The organism is Coriobacteriia bacterium (assembly GCA_018368455.1).
GTDB lineage: Bacteria > Actinomycetota > Coriobacteriia > Coriobacteriales > UMGS124 > JAGZEG01.
The window spans coordinates 34,042-53,361 of the sequence record JAGZEG010000017.1 but is presented as its reverse complement, the minus strand read 5'-3'; the positions used below and the strand labels follow the sequence as shown (position 1 = coordinate 53,361).

Below are 19,320 nucleotides of genomic sequence, written 5' to 3'. Positions count from 1 at the left end.
GCTGAAGGGCCTGACCCCGGTCGAGTTCCGGGAGCAGGCCCTTCTGGAGGCCGCTTAGGGTATCCTCATTTTAGCATCCAAGTTTTGGGGCGCAGTTCATCGCGGGTCTCGCCCCCCATCACATCCGGGAAGCTCTACGCGTTGTCGCGCGCCTTACGCCTCGTTCGAGCCGCGATAGCTCTGCAGATCCTCGAACGGGTCGAGCGCGTCGACGACGGCCTGGCACTGCTCCTTGGCGGCGTGCGCCTCGTCGGGCGTGGCCGGCGTGAAGGAGCGCGGGAACTCGTAGCCGTTCGTCTGCTCGTCGTCGGGCGGCAGCAGGCCGAGGCCCTCGAGCTCGTCGGCGACGTCCTTGAGGTCGTAGCGCTCGAGGCAGCGACGCGTCGGGCAGCCGTACTTGAGGTCCCAGCCGAAGTGGCGGTATACCATCGTCAGGGCAAGCTGGAAGTCCGTCTTCTCCATCTTGTCCGTGCCCGGCGTGAACGGCTCGATGTCGGGGTCCTTCGTGAAGGGCCAGTCGGTGTACACGTCGTGGTTCCTGCGCAGGTCGTACGTCTTCTGCGCGCGCACGTCACTGGCGCGCTGCAGCGTCAGGATGCGAGCGCCGGCCTCGTACAGGCTCTCCGTCGTCTCGTTCTTGCCGGTGACGGCGTTGTAGAACTTGGCGTCGAGGTCGAGGTCGCCACGGTAGTTGCGCTGCTTCGTCGGCGACATGGTCATCGGCCACACCCAGCTGCACAGGATGAGCGCGTTGTACAGCACGTCCGTCACGAGGCACCACCACGTGAAGCGGGCCTTGTACTCGTTCATCGGCGTGTAGTTCTTGTCCTCGTCCAACGCCCACTCGCCATGCTCGTCATCGCCGCCCCACGTCTCCTTGGCGATGCCGCGCTTGATGTCGATGGGCAGGCCGCAGCCCTGCATGTTGACGGCCGAGTGCATCATGTCGTCGCGGTTGAACATCATGTTGTACACGGCGCCGACCTGGCCGTAGCACTCGTGGGCGTGGTGCACGGGCCAACCGCGGTAGTTGATGAGGCACGACGCCGTCGTATCGAACCACTCCATGTCGTCCCAGCGCTCGCACCAGACGAGCGGGCCGTAGCCGAGGTAAGCGATCTCCGAGTCGTTCTTGGCGATGTCCGTCAGGATGTCGACCATGCACGTGGGGTCGTACGTGTCGGGGTTGAGGCCGTCCCAGTTGTACTTCGCGTACTCATCGGCCGGCAGCACACGCTTGAAGATGCCCTCCTTGTGGCAGTGCGCGATGTCGCGGTAGAGCTGCGCGTAGTTGCACCACAGGCCGAGCTCGTCGACGAGGTTGCCGATCGTGAGGTTCCAGACGATGTAGTCGTCGCCCTCGAGCTTCTTACCGAGGATGCCCTGCATGTAGAGGAACGGGAAGTCGGGCACGCACGTGTTGCCGGCGATCTCATAGCCCGTCGAGTTCTTCAGCGTCGGGACGCGCAGGTCGGAGTAGCAGTGCACCGGGCAGCTGAAGCAGCCGTCCATCTTGATGGTGTACTTGGCCGCGGCCATACCGTTGTCCTTGACCGACTTGAAGCAACGATACCCCATCGTGTTGAGCTCGTAGGGCTTGGGCTCGTTGCCGTCGCCCTCCTTGCCGAAGGGGTTGCCCGTGTCGATGGCGCCGCCCTCGGCAAGGCCCCACTCGCCGCCCTTCTGCGACGTCCAGCGCGAGCCGGCGTCGTAGTACTCGGCCCACGCCTGCTGGGTGGAGGGCACGACGTGGTTGTTGTTCGAGCCGATGATCTCCGAGATCATGTAGTCGGAGAGCTCGCCGACCTTCTTGGGGTCGGCGACGTAGACGGAGCCGGAGCCCTCGGCGACGATGGCCTTGAGCTTCTTCGAGCCCATGATGGCGCCCAGGCCGGCGCCGGCCGAGTGGTTGCGCGAGTTCATCATGACGGCATAGGGCAGCAGGTTCTCGCCGGCGATGCCGATCGTGCCGACGCACGCCTCGTTCGAGGTGAGGCGCGTCAGGACGTCCGTCGCCTCGCGGGTGCCCAGGCCCCATGCGGGCGTCGCGTCCTCGATGGTGATCTGGTCGTCCTTAATATGAATGAACACGGGCGTGTCCGAGGCGCCCTCGACGATGATGGCGTCCCACCCGGCGAACTTGATGCGAGGGGCCAGCATGCCGCCGCAGTGCGCGTCGACGATCATGTGGTCCTTCGTGAACGTGGAGAGGAACGTGACGTTCATACGCCCGCCCAGCGGCACGCCCGACGCGGTCAGGGGGCCGACGGAGTAGACGAGCTTGCTCTCGGGGGAGTAGGGGTCCGTACCGGGCTCGACCTCGTCGTAGATGATCTTGTTGCCGAGGCCCATGCCGCCGACAAACTTCTCGTACGGCTCGGTGGACTCGGTTGTGATCTGTCCCGTAGTGAGGTTGACGCGGGCCATCTTGCCCGTCCAACCGTACGAAACCTTGGAATCTGCCATGTCCTTACTCTCCAAATCCTCCAGCTGCTGTGTCCTCGTGCGCGCGAAGCCATGGCCGGGCAAGGCCGTGCAACTGCAACGTCCCGGAGTATGTCGCGGGCGCGTTTGCGAGAAATGCCCTCTTTGAGGTCGGCGTCAAAACCATCACAGAAGGAGGCACGCCTGTTTTAGGTGATCGCCCGATATTTGCGCGTTTTTTGACGCTGACCTCAAACAGGTGACGGCATCTTTTCCGAGAAATCCACTATGCAGAGCGTGCGCGAGGGCGAGGGAATGGGCACGCGGGACGCGATACGTTCGCTGGCAGAGAGCCCCTCTGGGAGGAGGGCGCCGGCGAGCGCGCGGGTCTCGCGATTCTCTCGCCATACAGCCTGATCGACTGCATCCCCCTGTGATCAGACACGTACGGAGATAATGGAGAGAGGACGAATCGGATGGCTGAGAACGAAAAGGAGACCCCGCAGAAGGGAGCTCCTGCAGCCGCGGCTCCGAAGCAGGGCGCTCCCGTTGCGCCCGCAGCTGACGTCGCCAAGAAGGCCAAGGCCAACGAGAAGCGTTTTACGCGTCGTCAGGTCGTCGCGGGCGGCGTGGGCATCGCTGCCGTTGCCGGCATAGCGGGCCTCGTTGCCGGAGGCGTGCTTTCGAAGTGGGGCGTCGTCGAGGATTCCGTCGAGAACGGCCGCATCACGCTTCAGGTTACCCCGCAGAAGCTCATCGTCACGGATCGCGCTCGCTGCTCGGGCTGCCAGCGCTGTGAGCTTATGTGCACGCTGCGCAACGACGGCCGCGCCAGCCACAACAGTGCGCGCGTCCAGGTGTGGCGTAACTATAACTACGGTCATGGTAGCGACTCAGGCGACGGTATTTTCGGCAACTGCGAGTTCACGGTCGAGCACTGCAAGCAGTGCAAGGACGCCTGGTGCGTCGCCGTGTGCCCCGTGCATGCCATCGGCGCCGACCCCAAGTCCGGCGCGCGCGTCATCGACCCGAACGTCTGCATCGGCTGTGGCATGTGCCACGACGCGTGCCCCTGGAACATGCCGCGCCTCGACCACGAGACGGGCGTGTCGAGCAAGTGCATCGCCTGCGGCAGGTGCGCTCAGCAGTGCCCCAACGGTGCCATTCGCTTCGTTGACTGGAAGGACATCGCGCAGGAGGCCATCGACAAGGGCCTCGTGACGACGACGGGCCTGTTCACCGCCGAGGAGCTCCAGCAGGGCTCCGACGAGCTGGCGGCCAAGGTCGACTACTCGCAGGAGAAGGACAAGAAGTAGTCGCATCCCGTGCATGGTCGCCTGAGGACCATGGAACAGGTGGATTTCTGGAGAGGAACGAACAGTGTCAGAAAACGCTATCTCAAGGCGGGGATTTCTGGCAGGGAGTGCGGGAGTTGCCGCTGTCGTCGCGGCTGGAAGCGCGGGCCTTTCGGGATGCTCGAAGCCGTATGTGTACAGCGAGCACTTCGATGACGAGCCCACGTACGGGACGGCAAACGGACTGTGTACCGCATGCCCGCATCTCTGCGCCTATACGGCCTACGTCAAGGACAACAAGATATCGAAGCTCATCGCCAACACGACGCACCCCTCGACGAAGGGGAGCCTGTGCGCCCGTGGCTACTCGTTCAGCAAGATGGCCTATGACCCCCAGCGCCTGACGTCGCCGAAGCGCCGTGCGCAAAACGGAGAGTACGAGGACATCAGCTGGGAGGACGCCTTCGGGGAGATCGGCCAGAAGCTCGCCGACATCTCGAAGGGATACGGCGCCCAGACGTTTGCGGCGTTTCACACGAACGAGCCGACGGCCGCCTTCTTCGCGACGCGCCTCATGTACGCGCTTGGCTCGCCGAACAGCTTCGGCGACGCTGCGTGCTACGAGCCGTCGAAGCTCGCCGGCTACGCGCAGGTGCTCGGCGAGGGCATCACGGGCTGGGACGTCGACGCCAAGAGCTGCGCTGCCCTGCTCGTGCTGGGCACGAGCGAGAACGGCATGTCACCCGCCCAAGTCAAGCAGGTGCAGGACGCTCATGACGCCGGGGCGCACGTCGTTGTCGCCAGCGCCATTCGCGACAACATCGCCGTTCACGCCGACGAGTGGCTGGCCGTGCCGTCTGGCTGCGAGCTTGCCGTGCTGCTCGGCCTTGCCAACGTGCTCGTGAGTGAGGGGCTGTACGACGAGAAGTTCGTGAAGGCCAATGTTGAGGGCTTCGACGAGCTCAAGGAGGCCGTCGCGCAATACACGTCTGCCTGGGTAGAGCAGACATGCGGCGTGAACAGCTCCGACGTCTCACGCCTGGCTCACGTGTTCGCTGAGGCAAAGCCTGCGTGTGCCATCGTCGCAGACGGCGCGTTCGCTGCCGGCCTGCCTAATTCGGGCGAGACGGCGCGCATGGTTGCCATCGTCAACACGCTGCTCGGCGTCTGGAACCAGAAGGGCGGCGCGCTGCTCTATCGCGCCATCACGCCCGGCGAGCTTCCGGAGGATCTTGCCGTCGCTCGGCCCGAGGGCGAGCTGCTCGGCAGTCAGTCGTGTCCGCTTGCGCCTGAGGGCGTCGGCGCGGCGAGCTACGTGCTGGCGAACAAGCTGGCAAACGCAGGCTTCTTCTTTGGCGTTGACCCCGTGCTCGACGGGGGTAACTCGCGCGTCATGGCTGACGCCGTGTCGAGCATGGCGCTGTCTGTCGTCATCGACACGCGCATGAGCGAGACGGCCAAGAACGCCATGTACGTGCTTCCCGCTGCCGCCCAGCTCGAGTTCGCTGGCCTGCCGGCGTTCATCGACGCTCCCGTGCCTGTTGTGGCCTTCTCTGACCAGGTCGTCGACCCGGCCGAGGGGACTAAGCCGGTCGACGCCATCGTGCAGGGCATCGCCCAGGCCGCGGGCATCGGCGACAAGTTCACCGCGTCGGTCGACGACTACGCGATGGCCCTGCTCGACGGCACGGGCCTCGACATGGCAAGCCTGCGCCAGGCGGGCTCTGTGACGCGCGCGGGCGACACGTTCGCCTATGGCGAGCTGCCCGAACTCGCTACGAAGTCCGGCAAGTTCGAGCTGACGAGCGCGACGGTCGCGGGCGCGGGCCTGTCGGCGGTGCCTTCCTGGGCCGATCCTCGGCCGAACACGCAGGGGCAGAGCGTCGTGCTGTTCACGATGTCGTCGCCTGCCCAGACGGGCGCCGCGACGGCCGCCTGCCCCGGGCTCGCTGCCATCGCAAGCGCCTACAAGCTGTGGCGCGTTTGGGTCAACCCGAGCGACGCGGCCGCTGCCGGCATAGAGAGCTACGACAAAGTGCTCGTGAACACGGCCAGCGGAGCGCAGGAAGGCACGGCGCTCGTGACCGATCGCGTCATGGAGGGCGCCATCGCCTTGGTGCGTGGCTTTGACGGCACGGTTGACGACGACTCCGGCGAGACGAAGACGAGCGCGGCCGTTCTGGCTGACGAGGGATTCGAGGCCGGGTACGGCTCACCTCTGACGACGGCCGTCGCGGCGACGATCACGAAAGCTGGTAACTGATGGCCTCCTACGGAATGCTGATCAACACGAAGAAGTGCATCGGCTGCTACACCTGCCGTACGGCCTGCCAGAGCCAAAACGATCTGGAGCCGTACGAGGGCTTTGTCAAGTTCACCGATGTCGAGCACGGCAGCTATCCCAACGCCTCTGTTGAGTTCGTGCCGCACCAGTGCATGCACTGCGTCGACGCCCCGTGCGAGGCCGTGTGCCCGACACACGCGACGTTTACGAGCGAGGACGGCATCGTCGGCGTTGACCACGGCCGCTGCATCGGCTGCCTGTACTGCGTCGCCGCCTGCCCCTATGGCGCGCGTATCGTCAACGAGGAGACGGGTGTCCCCGACAAGTGCCGCTTCTGCACGGTGTCGGCCCTGCGCGGCGTCCCGATGTGCACGTGCGTCGAGGCGTGCCCGACGGGTGCCCGCGTGTTCGGCGACCTGGACGACCCTGACTCTGAGCTCGTGAAGGAGATCGCGGCTACGGGTGCCAAGCCCCTTGCCGGTGACCTCACCCAGTCCAAGATCTACTACGTGAGGTGACACTGACATGACGTACGAACCCGTATGGGGGTCCATCATCGCGTGGTACCTCTTCCTGGCCGGCCTGGGCGGTGGCGCCTTCATCGCCGCGGGCATCGCCAGCTGGCTTTACCCGCAGGCGGCGCGCGTTCGCAAGATCGGCCGCATCATCGGTATCGTGACGGTGTGCATCGGCCTGGCGTTGCTGATGCTCGACGCACGCGCAGGCTTCCACAATCCGTGGCGCTTCGCCCTGCTGCTCGACCACCTCAACACCTCGGTCATGAGCTGGGGCGTCGTGTTCCTGGCCGTCTTCATGATCATCGGCTTTATCGCGCTCATCGTCGAGATCGTCGACAGCTGCATGCGCGGTGCGAAGGCGGGCGGCGCGTTTGCCACGAAGCATCCCGAGCGCGTGCAAAAGGGCGTGAAGCTCCCGGAGTGGCTGAACATCGCCGGGATGTTCTTCGCGCTGTGTGTCGGTGGCTACACGGGCGCGCTGCTTGGCGCCGTCAAGACGTTCCCGCTCTGGAACCACCCGCTGCTGCCGGTGCTGTTCCTCGTGTCGGCGCTGTCGACCGGCTTCGCGTCTGTCGTGCTGTTCGGCATGATCTTCGCTCGCAAGGAGACCGAGGGGATCGTCAAGATCAAGTACATGCACTTCGGCATGGCGGTGACGGAGATCATCCTGCTGGGCATGATGTTCTTCATCCTGAACTTCCACTCCGTCGACGCGCACGCGACGGTCGTCTCCATTCTGGCTGGCCAGTGGGCGCCGCTGTTCTGGGTGTGCATGGGTGGCGGCGGTCTCGTGCTGCCGACGCTCGTCGAGGCGTGGGAGCTCTTCATCCACAAGGGCGGCGAGACGCCGGTCGTGTTCGGCGCCGGGCTCGTGAGCGAGGCCCTCGTGCTGATGGGCGGCTTCTTCCTGCGCTACCTCGTCATCGTGGCGGCGCTGCCTGCGGGATTCTCGGCAGGCTTCGTGTTCTAGAGCGTTCGGTGAGCGCCCCCGGGGTCCGCGCGGAGCCTGGGGGCGCTTTGTGGTCGGGGTCGGGACTATTACTCTGTGCTCAAACAGCTTCGCCGCGAAGAGCGCGGCTGCAGAACTGCGCCAGAGCAATAGTCCCGACCCCTTCGCATGCGCGTGCGGCTCCGCGCGGGGCCCGGAGGGCGCCGGCGCTCCTTGCTTGGGGGGAGGGGCGCCGGCGCTTTGCGGGCTGTCTGCTTTACTCGGCGAAGAGGTCGACGATCTCGAGGTTGGCGGTTGAGCTCTCGATGATGGAGCGCGAGCCGAAGACGCAGACGGCGCTGCGCTCAGCGACGCGGCCCAGCGCCGGCGCCAGCGACCGCACGTCTCCGGCCTCTGCCATGCGCTCCTGGGCGCGGATGAGGTCGCGCCAGCGCGGGTCGCGGTGCGTCAGGAAGTCCGTGTCCTGCCGGCGTGCGACGAAGCGCGGCTTCTGCGGTGCGTCGTGCGTCGCGACCGTTGACACGACGTAGCCGGTCATCTCCTTCTCGCTCGGCTCGAAGCCCGCCAGCCACGCGCCGGCGCGGTCGAGGCGCTCGAGCGTCGCGTCGAGGTTCGGGTCGCGATACGTCGAGAAGCCCATGCCTCCGTCGGGCTTGACACGGAAGTTGCACCCGTACGCGCCGCCCTGTACACGCACCTCGTCCCACAGGTAGCCGTAGTTGAGCGCCTGGGCCGCGACCTGCCACGCTCCCGAGAACGCCGCCTGCGTGTGCGCGCCGTCGTCGGTCTTTGCTACGAAGCAGATGTCCGCCGGGATGATGAACGCCTCGCGCAACAGCTGGGGCTCGGGTACCTCGAGCGCCAGTGCGCCGCGCTTGGCCGGCGTCGGGAGGCCGAGCAGGTTGCCGAGCTCCCAGAAGTGCCGACACGCACGCTCCGTGCCCGTGAAGCTCGTGAGCGGCGCGATGTGGCGGAACACGTTGCGCACGCCGTGGCGCACGCCACCGCGTCCCTCCGACAGCGGCCCCACGAATATCTTCTTGCAGATGCCACTCAGCGTGGCGGGAAGCTCGTCGGCGATGTCGTCGAAGCGGGCGAGCAGGTCGCGTGCGAAGCGGTAGTAGTCCACGCCGCCGAAGTGCTGGGCGAGCAGGCTCGGCGCGTCCGTGTAGGCGTACGCCCGGCCGAGCGCGTAGGAGTTGCCCGCGTTGACGAACGACTGCTCGAGGTTGAGCTTTTGCTGCTGGAGCACGGTGCGGATGCGCTCGACGTCGTCGAACAGCGTGCTGCCCCACACCTCCGTCGGGATGCGCACCATGTCGAGCAGGTTCTCCTCGATGGCGCTGACGCCCACGACCATACGCGGCGTTGCCTCGCCGGCTTCGACGTCGAGGTGCACGATGTTCTGGAACGTCAGACGACCCAGCTTCTCCTCGATGAGCGTGTCGAGCTCGGCTGCGCTGTGGCGGCGCGTCGCCATCTTGCCGAGCAGCGAGGCGATGAGCGTCGCGTAGGGCAGCTCGTCCCACGTGAGGTGCGACAGATCGAAGTAGTGGTAGGCGTAGTTGATGCGGTTCGTGGGTAGCGGGTGGTACAGGCAGGGCAGTGGTGTGTCCTCCATAAGGATGGCCTGCGGCTCGGGACGGGGCTCGCCCAGGTCGCGCCGGGTGAGCGCCGGCAGCGTTGCCAGCTGCTCGGGCGTGTCGGCCAGGCCCTGCAGGCGGTGCAGCTCGGCCGTCTCGTCGATGACGGCCTGCACCTGCTCGGGGGTCAAGCTTTCCTTGATGCGCACAAGCTCGGCGATCTCCTCGTCGGCCGGCGTAGCCTCACCCTCATTCAGAGGACGCAGCTCAACTTGAGCCTTATGGTTACTGTTAAGGATTGTCTCGCGCAGCAGGTCCTCGAAATAGCCGGTGTCCAGGCCTGTGCGCAGCTCGGCCAGGGCGTCTTCGAAGCGCAGGTAGGCCGTCGGCATGTCCTCGTCGTACAGCCAGCCCGTCATGGCCGAGACGGCCAGCGCCACGCCGTCGGCATAGCCGAACTCGCGCTCTCGCAGGCTGAACGAGACGGACTCGAGCGACGCCTCGACGTTTGCGCGCGGCAGGCCGTTCTCGACGAAGCCGCGCACGGTGTCCTCGAGCACGGTGCGGAAGCGCTCGGCGACGCCCTCGTCGGCCCCGCGCAGCTCGAACACGACGTAGGGCTGCAGCAGGCCGTCGTAGAGAAAGGCATCGACGTCGCTGCCGAGGTCGGCGTCGAGTAAGGCGCGCTTGAGCGGGGCCTCGTTGGAGCCCATGAGCGCGTCGACGAGCACGTCGGCCGCGAGCATGCGCGTGCGCTGCCGGAAGCTGCCCAGAACGTAGCCCACCATGACGGTGGCGTTTTCGGGCGTCGTGTCCATTGCCTGCACGACGTCGAGGTTCACGACGGGCGCCTGCTCGAGCAGGGGGTTCGGGGCGCTCTCGGCTGCGGGCGCCGCCTTGGAGAGATAACCCTCGTCGAGCAGCGCCAGCTCGCGTTCGACGTTCAGGTCGCCGTAGAGCACGACGTGGGCGTTGGCGAGGTTGTAGTGGCGCGCGTGCGTGTCGAGGTAGCTCTCGTAGCTGAGCTGCGGGATGGCGCGCGGGTTGCCGCCACTCTCGAAGCCATAGGCTGTGTCGGGGAACAGCGCGCGCGACAGCGCCTGCAGGCAGACGTCCTCGGGGTCGGCCAGGGCGCCCTTCATCTCGTTGAGCACGACGCCGTTGTAGCGCAGAGGCGCGTCGGGCGCATCGAGCTCGTAGTGCCAGCCCTCCTGCTCAAAGATGGCGCGCTTGCGGTAGAGCGCCGGGTGTAGCACGGCGTCCATGTACACGTCCATCAGGTTGAGCAGGTCTTGCTCGTTTGTGCTCGCGACGGGGTACACCGTCTTGTCAGCGAACGTCATGGCGTTCAGGAACGTCTGCATGGACGTCTTGAGCAGGTTGACGAACGGCTCTTTGACCGGGAACTTGTCCGAGCCGCACAGCACGGAGTGCTCCAGGATGTGGAACACGCCCGTGTCGTCTGCCGGCGGTGTCTTGAACGCGATGGCAAACGCCTTGTTCTCGTCGTCGTTGGCGAGCCATAGCAGAGGCGTGCCGCTCACCTGGTGGCGCAGCACGTAGGCGGTGCCGTCTATCTCCGGCAGGGGCTCGACGCTTTGCACGACGAAGTTGTGCAGCTCCTGGCCCATGGTGAGCGCCGGGGAGGGGGAGGGCTCGGCGATGGGGGCCGGCGTAGCGGTGGGGTCGAGCGCCGGGTCGACGCCCGCGATGGCGCCACGCTCGTGAGAGGCAAGCGCCTGCTCTGGGACACGAGTCTCGTTCGACGTCACGTGAGACGCTCCTTTCTGGGCGCGCCTGCGTGGCGGCCCGATGCAGCTTTGAGCTGGAGAGAATCACGCTAATCATCACGCACGCCGCGCCTGCTGGCCACGGTCGCCTCTCCTCACTACACAATCCCCGTGGTGGCAAAGCCCGGGGAGTGGATAGCCTAGGAGAACATGGACAAATGGGGCGAACGCCGCAACGCCGTGCATGGTGCGGCGCCCGCCCTGCTACACTATGGCTAGCGGAAGCCCGCACAACTCAAAGGCGGTTACCTCCAAGTCATGCTATCGGGCGACGCGGTTTTCTTATGGTGCCGAGGGGAGCAGCCCTCGGCACCATTTGGTTTCGGAGGTGGTAATCACCTCCTTCCGAATCATCCTGTGCGCGCCCTTACTTCGTTCGGTAGTACGCGTCTATGACGATTCTTTTTGTGCCTGCCGTGCGCCACGGCGGCGGTGGGCTGCCATTCGGCGGGCGGAGGTTTTGGCAGGGCGGCGCGGCGCTACAATGCGATGGCAGGAGCGTGTCAGGTAAAGGTAAGCGCATCGTAAATAGCTCAGGGCACATGACGCGTCGCTTGCGGCGCCTCTCAAAGGCCCGCGCTCTTTGGGAGACCCGCATGGAACTCGCCATCACCGTGCTTTTCGCGAACCCGCTCATGCTCGTCGTTATTCTGCTCGTGCTCGCCGTCATCCTCGTCAACGGGGCGACGGACGCGGCCAACGCCATTGCCACCGTCGTATCGACGCGCTGCATGAAGCCGGGTGCCGCCATCGCCATGGCAGCGGTCTGCAACTTCCTGGGCCTTGTCGTCATGACGGCCATCTCGACGGCGGTGGCGGACACCATTTCCCACATGGTGAACTTCGGGGGCGACAGCCAGCGTGCGCTCATGGCCCTGTGCGCCGCTATGGTCGCCATCATCGTGTGGGGCGTCGCCGCCTGGGCGCTCGGCATCCCCACGTCGCAGTCGCACTCGCTCATCGCGGGCCTCACCGGCGCGGCCATCGCCCTGCAGGGCGGTCTGGCCGGCGTGAACCTCGGCGAGTGGATGAAGGTCATCTACGGCCTGTTCGTGTCGACGCTGCTCGGCTTTGGTCTGGGCTGGCTGCTGGCCAAGATGCTCGCGGCCATGTTCCGCTCCGTCGATCGCTACAAGGCCGAGACGTTCTTCTCGGGCGCGCAGATCGGCGCGGCGGCCCTGCTTGCGTTCATGCACGGTGCGCAGGACGGTCAAAAGTTCCTCGGCATCGCGATGACGGCCATCCTGCTCGACGCTGGCATCTCGGGCGAGGGGGTTGCCTTCCCGATGTGGCTCATGCTCATGTGCTCGCTGACGATGGGCCTGGGCACGGCGATCGGCGGCAAGCGCATCATCAAGTCCGTGGCCATGGAGATGACAAAGCTCGAGAAGTACCAAGGCTTTGCCGCCAGCCTCGCCGCCTCGCTGTGCATCCTGCTCTCGACGCTCACAGGTCTGCCCGTCTCCACGACGCACACAAAGACGACGGCCATCATGGGCGTAGGCGCGGCAAAGCGGTTCTCGTCGGTCAAGTGGGGCGTCGCCAAAGACATGGTATGGACGTGGGTGCTCACGTTCCCCGGTTGCGGCCTCATGGGCTTTTTGCTGGCAAAACTGTTTGAGCTGTTCGTGTGAGTGCATCGCGCCGCTCCGATTCGACCGGGGCGGCGCGATCCTATTTGTTACACCCTATCTCGTGAGGAGATGTGCGCCATGGCAAAGAAGCACCGGTTCGACTACTTCGACGCGTTTGAGCGGCAGAGCGAGCTCGCCTGCCAGGAGGCAAAGGTGCTCGTGGGCCTGCTCGAGGACTTTCGCCCACGGGAAGAGGGCTGGGGGATGGCCCGCCTGGCCGAGATGCACGCCATCGAGAACGAGGCCGACAACGTCAATCACGACATCATGACGAACCTGGCCGAGGAGTTCATGCCCCCGCTTGATCGCGAGGACATCTCGGAGCTCGCGCAATACCTCGACGACGTCGTGGACGACATCGAGGAAGTCGTGCAACACCTCTACATGTACAACATCATGGAGCTGCACCCCAACGCGCTCAAAGTCGCCCATATCATCAGCGAGTCGACGGAAGCCCTGCTCGAGGCCATGAAGGTGTTCCGCGAGTTCAAGAAGCCCAAGAAGCTCAACCGCCTGCTCGCCGCCGTTCACGACAAAGAGTCCCTCGGTGACGATCTCTATATCGAGTCGAAGCGCGATCTGTTCGTGAATCACGCCGACGGTCCCGCGGCCTACCTCATCGCCTGGAACAGCATGTTCTCGCACATGGAGCAGTGCTGCGACGCCTGCGAGCATGTGGCGTCGCTTATGCGCACCATCGCCATCAAAAACCTGTAGCAGCCGCTACAGCACTCCATCTGCGGCGTTGCCCGGCGGCTTACGTAGCGTTTAGTACGCTACGCCGCCGGGCGCCTTGCATCTGGGGCACCACAGCGACCGCTACCCTTGGGTGGCGTTGGGCCGGCGGCTTTATATTGCGAGCGTGTATCGCGCGTGTGTCCTTATCGTCCATGCATGCGGGCGGGTCCTGTCGGGGGCTCGCCCGCGCGTCGTTGGGGGTATGATGGGCGCCTGCCTGTCGCGCTTGCCTGCTCCCACCTGGGGGTGTGGTGGCGCGCGGGGACGTCGGTTGGCAGCGGGCGCGCCGTCTACGCGAATCCGCCGCCGTCTGTTGGATTGCCGCCCGTATCGCACACGGGGCGGTGCAGACCACAAGGGAGCCTTGCATGACCAGCGTTTTGAACCAGCACTCCACGCACACCCACACCTGCGGCGAGCTGCGCAGCTCCGACATCGGGGCTACCGTTACGCTCGACGGCTGGGTGCAGCATCGCCGCGACCACGGCGGCCTCATCTTCGTTGACCTGCGCGACCGCGAGGGCCTGACGCAGTGCACGTTCGACCCCGAGCTCTCGGGCGCCGACACGTTCCACGCCGCCGAGGAGATCCGTCCCGAGTGGCCGATCGAGATCACGGGCGTCGTGCGCTCCCGTCCGTCCGACATGTTCAACCCCAAGCTCGCCACCGGTAAGGTCGAAGTGCTCGTCAAGGGCATCACGGTCATCAACAAGGCCAAGACGCCGCCGTTCCAGATCGAGGACGGCATCGAGACGGCGGAGGAGACGCGTCTGCGCTGGCGCTACCTCGACCTGCGCCGCCCCGAGATGTTCAACCGCCTCAAGGTGCGCGACCAGTTCACGTGGGCCATGCGCAGCGCCCTGCACGACCGCGGCTTCATGGAGGTCGAGACGCCCGACCTCACGAAGTCCACGCCCGAAGGCGCGCGCGATTTCATCGTGCCGTCGCGCCTGCAGCCCGGCTCGTTCTACGCGCTGCCGCAGAGCCCCCAGCTCCTGAAGCAGCTGCTCATGGTCGGCGGCGTCGAGCGCTACTACCAGGTTGCCCGCTGCTTCCGCGACGAGGATTTGCGCGCCGACCGCCAGCCTGAGTTCACGCAGGTCGACCTCGAGATGAGCTTCGTCACGATGGACGACGTGCTCGAGTGCATGGAGGAGGTGTTCACCGAGGCATTCGCCAAGGTGGGCGTCGACTTCCCGGCCCCCATCCGTCGCATGCCGTACTGGGAGGCCATGGACACGTACGGCTCGGACAAGCCGGACACGCGCTATGGCATGCATCTCGTCGACATGACGGACGTATTTAAGGACTCGAAGTTCAAGGTGTTCGCCACGGCAGCAAACACCGAGGGCATGGTCGTCAAGTGCATCAACGCCAAGGGCGCTGGTGCCTGGCCGCGCGCTCAGATCGACAAGCTGGCCGACGTCGCCTCCAAGTTTGGCGCCAAGGGCCTCGCGTGGATCGCGTTCCGCCCCGACGGCTCCACGAACAGCCCCATCGTTAAGTTCTTCTCCGACGAGGAGATGGCCACGCTGCGCGAGCGCGCGCAGGTCGAGCCGGGCGATCTCGTCATGTTCGCGGCCGAGGGTCGCAAGAAGGCCGACGAGATCCTGGGTGGCATGCGTTCCCACATGGCGGATGCGCTGGGCATCGAGCGCACGGGCCACGACTTCCTCTGGGTCGTCGACTTTCCGATGTTCAAGTACGACGAGGACGAGAAGCGCATCAGCGCCGAGCACCACGCGTTCACGCTGCCCAAGGGCGACCTCGACCTCATCGAGACCGATCCGCTGAGCGTGGGCAGCTACTCGTACGACTTCGTCATGGACGGCTACGAGTGCGGCGGCGGCACGCTGCGTATCCACGACGCGGCGCTGCAGATGCGTGTTCTCGAGGCCATGGGCTTCACGGAGGAGCGCGCCAAGGCGCAGTTCGGCTTCCTGCTCGAGGCGCTCGAGTACGGCGCGCCGACGCACGGCGGCTTCGCCATGGGCCTCGACCGCGTGTGCATGCTGCTGACGGGCAGCGCGTCCATCCGCGATGTCATCGCGTTCCCCAAGACGTCCTCCGGTGGCGACCCCATGACGGCCGCGCCGTCGCCGGTTACGACGAAGCAGCTCAAGGAAGTCTCCCTGCGCTTGCTGTAGCACCCCATCTGCGGCGTTGCCGGGCGGCTTACGTAGCGTTAGTACGCTACGCTGCCCGGCGCCTTGCATCTGGGGCACTACAGCAACCGCAGGCCGCGCTGTGCTAGAGGCGCCCCAAAGAGCTTTATCTGCGGCGTTGCCGGGCGGCTTACGTAGCGTCTAGTACGCTACGCCCCGGCCCGCCTTGCATCTGGGGCACTACAGCAACCGCAGGTTTTTCATGTTGGCGACGTCCCTCACTCGGACGTGGAAAAACGCCTTAGTGGATCGATGCGTTGGTGCTCGATCGAGAATACATTTACGACGCGTGCCGACTCGTCGAGACCGTAATAGAGGGTGAACGGCGTGCCTGGAACGGAAATGCTGCGGCATGGCGCGGAGGGAGAAGCGGACTCATAATACGGGTCGTATTCTTCGCCAGCATAGGGAAACGCCGCGAGGATCTTTCGGTAGGAGTCAACCCTCTCGTAGGCATGGCGCGTCTCTATCCTCGTCGCCATGAAGTCGACGACCGATCGGGCATAGACGACTTTCCATTCCATTAAAGCCATCCCCTTGCTGCCCGTATCTTTCGATCCGCTTCTTCGGCGTCCACGCACTCACCGGATGCGATCTCCCGCATTCCCCGCTCTATACCCTCTTTGATGCGCATCTCCCTTTCCCGGAGCTCGTCACGAAAGCGCATCGCCTCATCGAACGCCCCCGCGTCCATTACGACTACGCAGGCGCTCCCGTTGCGGGTAAGGTACATGGGCTCGCCGGTTTCGGAAAGCTCATCGATGACGGCCGTCTGGTTGCGGCTGAACTCCGACAAGGGCTTTATCGCGGGCATGCTTCCTCCATGGCTCTGGATTATCAACAGCGAATTCGCTGCAAGTATACAGCGACCTTGAGGAGATTGCGGGCCCGTGCCGTCAACTCGCCCATCTTTGATGTGCCCCACGTTCCAAGCACCGGGGCTTTCCGCCTTGTCGTTAATCTGTAACCCGTCTGGGGCATAATGAGGGTACGCCGTTTGCCTCGGCCTACACTGCGCCGCTCATCTGGGCGGGCGCGGTGCGCCGTCTCGTATGAAGGGGGATTCTCATGGCTGCTTCGATGTTGGGTGACGCGCTGCGCAAGACGTTCCTGGCCGGCGTGGGCATCGTGTCCATCGTCGGCGAGAAGGGTGGCGAGGTCATGAGCGGCCTCGTCGAGCGCGGCGAGCAGGCGGTCTCTGCCGGACGCGACCTCAACAAGGAGCTCGCGCACACGGTGGGCGACGCCGCCGCTGACGCGCGCGAGAGCCTGCTCAAGACGCGCATCGAGCTCATGACGCCGGAGGAGCGCGCCAAGTTCGTTGAGGCCGTCCAGCGCGTCGCCACGCAGGTCGACGAGGAGCAGGAGGCCCGCGCCGCCGCAAAGGCGCAGCAGGCCGGCGCCGGCATCACGCCCACGTGGACGGAGCCATCCACCTGCGAGACCCCGGATGTCCCCGCTGCCGACGCCTCCGGCGAGAACAGGTAGCCCGTACGCATGGCACCTTCTGCCTCGGACGCCTCGGATCGCTCGAACCTGCTCGATCGCGTGCTCGGCACGGAGGAGCGTGATGAGCGCGCCCGCTACAATCTCACGGGCTCGGGCCGGCGCCGGCGTATCCGGGAGATCCTGCAGATCTTGCGTGACGCGGGGGCGTTCAAGGGCGAGCTGACGCCCACCAAGGTTCGCCTCCTGCTCGAGGCGCTCGGCCCCAGCTTCGTCAAGATCGGCCAGATCCTCTCGATGCGCTCCGAGATCCTGCCGCAGCGCTACTGTGATGAGCTCTCGAAGTTGCGCACCGACGTCGAGCCCATGCCGTTCGACCTCGTGACGCAGACGCTCGAGCGAGAATACGGCCGGCCGCTTCCCGAGGTGTTCGCCGAGCTCGATCCCACGCCCCTCGGCAGCGCGAGCGTGGCCCAGGTCCATCGGGCCAAGCTACTCGATGGGTCCGACGTCGCCGTCAAGGTGCAGCGCCCCAACGTGCAGGAGACGATGGCGCGCGACATCGACGTCATGCGCATGTTGGCCCGACGCCTGTCTCGCCTCGTGAAGGGCGACTCCATCATCGACCTCAAGCAGGTCGTCGAGGAGCTGTGGGTCACGTTTCGCGAGGAGACGGACTTCCTCATGGAGGCGCGCAACCTGCGCGAGTTCCACGAGCTCAACCGCCCATGCGTCTTCGTGGACTGCCCGGCGCCGCGCATGGAGCTGTGCACGGAGCACGTCGTCGTCATGGACTACGTGAGCGGCATCTCCATCGAGCACCCCGACCGGCTCAAGGCGGCGGGCTACGACCTGTCCGAGATCGGCACGAAGCTCGTCGACAACTTTGCGACCCAGGTGCTCGACGACGGCTTCTTCCACGCCGACCCCCACCCCGGCAACATCATCGTGTCGGGCGGCAAGATCATCTACATCGACCTGGGCATGGTGGGGCGGCTCTCGTCGTATGACCGCAGCTGCATGCGCGACATCGTGACGGCCGTCGGCTCGTGCGACAGCCACGCGCTCAAGGACGCCTTGCTGCGCTTTTCCATTTCGCGTGACGTCGAGGGCATCGACCACGCGGCATTTCTGTGCGAGCTTGACGGCATCGTGCAGGAGTTCGGCACCGTCGACCTCGCCGACCTCGATCTGGGCAACATGCTGTTCTCGCTCATTGGCCTCGCGCGTAAGAACAAGGTCGTGCTCCCGCCGACCGTCACGATGATGGCGCGTGGCCTCATGACGCTCGAGGGCGTGCTGGGCGCCTACCTGCCGTCGGCCAACGTCATCCAGATCATTCGCGACCACATCAAGCGCGAGCATACGGCCGAGGACGTCATGCGTCACGAGCTCAAGAAGCTTGCACTCGAAGGGGCTGCCGCCCTGCACGGGCAGCTGCGCACGGCGGCGGAGGCCAGCGAGGCCATGCGCATGCTGACACGCGGCCAGCTCAAGGTGAACGCCGAGGTCGTGGGCTCGCAGGAGCCGCTCGGGCGCCTGTCGCGCATGGTCGACCGCATGGCGCTGTCCATCATCATCGCCGGTCTGTTCATCGGGTCGAGCGTCGTGTATTTCGCTGGCATCCAGCCGCTCGTCTTCGGCGTACCGGTCCTCGGATTTCTCGGCTACGTTGGTGCCGCCCTGCTCTCAATTTGGGTTATTGTTGGTATTGCGCGCGAGAAGAAGCCCCCGCGCGACTAGCGGCGCGTGAGGGGCTTCTTCGGCGCTACCGTTACCGGCCCGCTGATCCTGTTGGATCGGCGGGCTGTTTTCTTTGGAGAACTTATTGTTTCTCACGTCTCAAGTTACCTTTGGCTACTTTTTAGGCGAGCGGCACTTTACGTGCCAGTAAGCACGTACTAACTTAACGCAGTTAACAAAAGCTAACGTTAGCTCGCCGTGAGATGCGCTCGCGGGCACAGCCAGAGGAGAAGGACGATGTCGCAGGGATTTCCCCTTGCCCTCGCCAAGGAGGGTTCGACCGTTCACGTCACCAAGCTGCGGGGCAGCTCCGACATGCAGCGCCACCTACAGTCGCTCGGCTTTGTACCCGGCGCTGCGGTGAGCCTCGTCACCCAGGCCGCCGGCCAGGTCATCGTCCTGGTCAAAGGCGCTCGTCTCGGTCTCAATCAGGAGACGTCTCGCAACGTCTACGTGGAGGAATAGCAGGTAGAGGAAGGCGGCCCGGTTCGGGTCTGCGCTAGGCACGAGGGAGGAGGTAGAGCAGTGAAGACGCTTCGCGATGTCGAGGTGGGCGGCGATGCCACCGTTGTGCGCCTGACGGGCGAGGGCCCGCTTAAGCGCCGCATCATGGACATGGGTATCACGAAGGGCGTTCAGGTGCACGTGACGAAGGTCGCGCCCCTGGGCGATCCCATCCAGCTGTCCGTGCGCGGATACGATCTCTCCATCCGCAAGTCGGAGGCGGAGAACGTGATCGTCGAGGGCTAGG

Annotated in this window: 15 protein-coding genes; 11 read left to right on the top strand and 4 right to left on the bottom strand. The window is 65.3% G+C overall.

All coding sequences use genetic code 11. The features are described 5' to 3' along the window. Nucleotides 1–153: 153 nt before the first annotated feature. Nucleotides 154–2,466 carry an aldehyde ferredoxin oxidoreductase gene (locus tag KHZ24_10260; GenBank protein MBS5451569.1) on the bottom strand — a complete coding sequence of 771 codons (2,313 nt, stop codon included), beginning with the start codon at nt 2,464–2,466 and terminating at the stop codon, nt 154–156. Nucleotides 2,467–2,900: 434 nt separating this feature from the next. Here KHZ24_10260 and KHZ24_10255 point away from each other — a divergent pair, with 434 nt between their 5' ends. The 4 genes from KHZ24_10255 (at nt 2,901) to nrfD (ending at nt 7,491) form a co-directional block, all read left to right on the top strand. Next, nucleotides 2,901–3,740, top strand: a complete 840-nt coding sequence (locus KHZ24_10255; GenBank protein MBS5451568.1) for a 4Fe-4S binding protein — start codon at nt 2,901–2,903, stop codon at nt 3,738–3,740. A 172-nt stretch (nt 3,741–3,912) separates the two neighbouring features. Next, a complete protein-coding gene (locus KHZ24_10250) occupies nt 3,913–5,982 on the top strand; it encodes a molybdopterin-dependent oxidoreductase (protein ID MBS5451567.1) in 2,070 nt (689 codons plus the stop codon). After that, complete coding sequence (locus KHZ24_10245) at nt 5,982–6,521, top strand: 4Fe-4S dicluster domain-containing protein (GenBank protein ID MBS5451566.1); 540 nt, start codon at nt 5,982–5,984, stop codon at nt 6,519–6,521. Before KHZ24_10250 ends, KHZ24_10245 begins: the two co-directional genes overlap by 1 nt. A 7-nt stretch (nt 6,522–6,528) precedes the next feature. Further along, nucleotides 6,529–7,491: a polysulfide reductase NrfD gene (gene nrfD, locus KHZ24_10240; protein ID MBS5451565.1), complete on the top strand. Its 963-nt coding sequence runs from the start codon at nt 6,529–6,531 to the stop codon at nt 7,489–7,491. A 235-nt stretch (nt 7,492–7,726) separates the two neighbouring features. On the opposite strand, the gene KHZ24_10235 is transcribed toward nrfD, so the two are convergent. Then, entirely contained in the window at nt 7,727–10,684 is a 2,958-nt protein-coding gene (locus tag KHZ24_10235) for an insulinase family protein (protein MBS5451564.1), read from the bottom strand. A 755-nt stretch (nt 10,685–11,439) separates the two neighbouring features. On the opposite strand from KHZ24_10235, the gene KHZ24_10230 reads away from it, so the two are divergent. The 3 genes from KHZ24_10230 (at nt 11,440) to aspS (ending at nt 15,362) form a co-directional block, all read left to right on the top strand. Continuing rightward, nucleotides 11,440–12,477, top strand: a complete 1,038-nt coding sequence (locus tag KHZ24_10230) for an inorganic phosphate transporter (GenBank protein MBS5451563.1) — start codon at nt 11,440–11,442, stop codon at nt 12,475–12,477. A 78-nt stretch (nt 12,478–12,555) separates the two neighbouring features. Next, complete coding sequence (locus KHZ24_10225) at nt 12,556–13,194, top strand: DUF47 family protein (GenBank protein ID MBS5451562.1); 639 nt, start codon at nt 12,556–12,558, stop codon at nt 13,192–13,194. A gap of 389 nt (nt 13,195–13,583) precedes the next feature. Further along, complete coding sequence (gene aspS, locus KHZ24_10220) at nt 13,584–15,362, top strand: aspartate--tRNA ligase (protein ID MBS5451561.1); 1,779 nt, start codon at nt 13,584–13,586, stop codon at nt 15,360–15,362. A gap of 236 nt (nt 15,363–15,598) precedes the next feature. On the opposite strand, the gene KHZ24_10215 is transcribed toward aspS, so the two are convergent. Beyond that, complete coding sequence (locus tag KHZ24_10215) at nt 15,599–15,904, bottom strand: hypothetical protein (protein ID MBS5451560.1); 306 nt, start codon at nt 15,902–15,904, stop codon at nt 15,599–15,601. After that, the gene (locus KHZ24_10210; protein MBS5451559.1) at nt 15,904–16,194 is read right to left on the bottom strand and encodes a type II toxin-antitoxin system Phd/YefM family antitoxin; all 291 of its coding nucleotides are present in this window, start codon (nt 16,192–16,194) and stop codon (nt 15,904–15,906) included. Before KHZ24_10210 ends, KHZ24_10215 begins: the two co-directional genes overlap by 1 nt. Nucleotides 16,195–16,448: 254 nt before the next feature. Between KHZ24_10210 and KHZ24_10205 the strand changes: the two genes are divergently transcribed. From KHZ24_10205 to KHZ24_10190, 4 genes are all read left to right on the top strand, one after another. Further along, complete coding sequence (locus KHZ24_10205) at nt 16,449–16,868, top strand: hypothetical protein (protein ID MBS5451558.1); 420 nt, start codon at nt 16,449–16,451, stop codon at nt 16,866–16,868. A gap of 9 nt (nt 16,869–16,877) precedes the next feature. Beyond that, a complete protein-coding gene (locus KHZ24_10200; GenBank protein ID MBS5451557.1) occupies nt 16,878–18,569 on the top strand; it encodes an AarF/ABC1/UbiB kinase family protein in 1,692 nt (563 codons plus the stop codon). Nucleotides 18,570–18,806: 237 nt separating this feature from the next. Then, nucleotides 18,807–19,034: a ferrous iron transport protein A gene (locus KHZ24_10195; GenBank protein MBS5451556.1), complete on the top strand. Its 228-nt coding sequence runs from the start codon at nt 18,807–18,809 to the stop codon at nt 19,032–19,034. A 60-nt stretch (nt 19,035–19,094) separates the two neighbouring features. After that, nucleotides 19,095–19,319 carry a ferrous iron transport protein A gene (locus KHZ24_10190; protein MBS5451555.1) on the top strand — a complete coding sequence of 75 codons (225 nt, stop codon included), beginning with the start codon at nt 19,095–19,097 and terminating at the stop codon, nt 19,317–19,319. The last annotated feature ends 1 nt before the right edge of the window (nt 19,320 follow it).

What these genes read in the sequence shown, in the direction of transcription:
- KHZ24_10260 (MBS5451569.1), bottom strand. Translation starts at nt 2,466, where the DNA reads ATGGCAGATTCCAAGGTTTCGTACGGTTGGACGGGCAAGATGGCCCGC.
- KHZ24_10255 (MBS5451568.1), top strand. Translation starts at nt 2,901, where the DNA reads ATGGCTGAGAACGAAAAGGAGACCCCGCAGAAGGGAGCTCCTGCAGCC.
- KHZ24_10245 (MBS5451566.1), top strand. Translation starts at nt 5,982, where the DNA reads ATGGCCTCCTACGGAATGCTGATCAACACGAAGAAGTGCATCGGCTGC.
- nrfD (MBS5451565.1), top strand. Translation starts at nt 6,529, where the DNA reads ATGACGTACGAACCCGTATGGGGGTCCATCATCGCGTGGTACCTCTTC.
- KHZ24_10235 (MBS5451564.1), bottom strand. Translation starts at nt 10,684, where the DNA reads ATGGGCCAGGAGCTGCACAACTTCGTCGTGCAAAGCGTCGAGCCCCTG.
- KHZ24_10230 (MBS5451563.1), top strand. Translation starts at nt 11,440, where the DNA reads ATGGAACTCGCCATCACCGTGCTTTTCGCGAACCCGCTCATGCTCGTC.
- KHZ24_10225 (MBS5451562.1), top strand. Translation starts at nt 12,556, where the DNA reads ATGGCAAAGAAGCACCGGTTCGACTACTTCGACGCGTTTGAGCGGCAG.
- aspS (MBS5451561.1), top strand. Translation starts at nt 13,584, where the DNA reads ATGACCAGCGTTTTGAACCAGCACTCCACGCACACCCACACCTGCGGC.
- KHZ24_10215 (MBS5451560.1), bottom strand. Translation starts at nt 15,904, where the DNA reads ATGGAATGGAAAGTCGTCTATGCCCGATCGGTCGTCGACTTCATGGCG.
- KHZ24_10210 (MBS5451559.1), bottom strand. Translation starts at nt 16,194, where the DNA reads ATGCCCGCGATAAAGCCCTTGTCGGAGTTCAGCCGCAACCAGACGGCC.
- KHZ24_10205 (MBS5451558.1), top strand. Translation starts at nt 16,449, where the DNA reads ATGGCTGCTTCGATGTTGGGTGACGCGCTGCGCAAGACGTTCCTGGCC.
- KHZ24_10200 (MBS5451557.1), top strand. Translation starts at nt 16,878, where the DNA reads ATGGCACCTTCTGCCTCGGACGCCTCGGATCGCTCGAACCTGCTCGAT.
- KHZ24_10195 (MBS5451556.1), top strand. Translation starts at nt 18,807, where the DNA reads ATGTCGCAGGGATTTCCCCTTGCCCTCGCCAAGGAGGGTTCGACCGTT.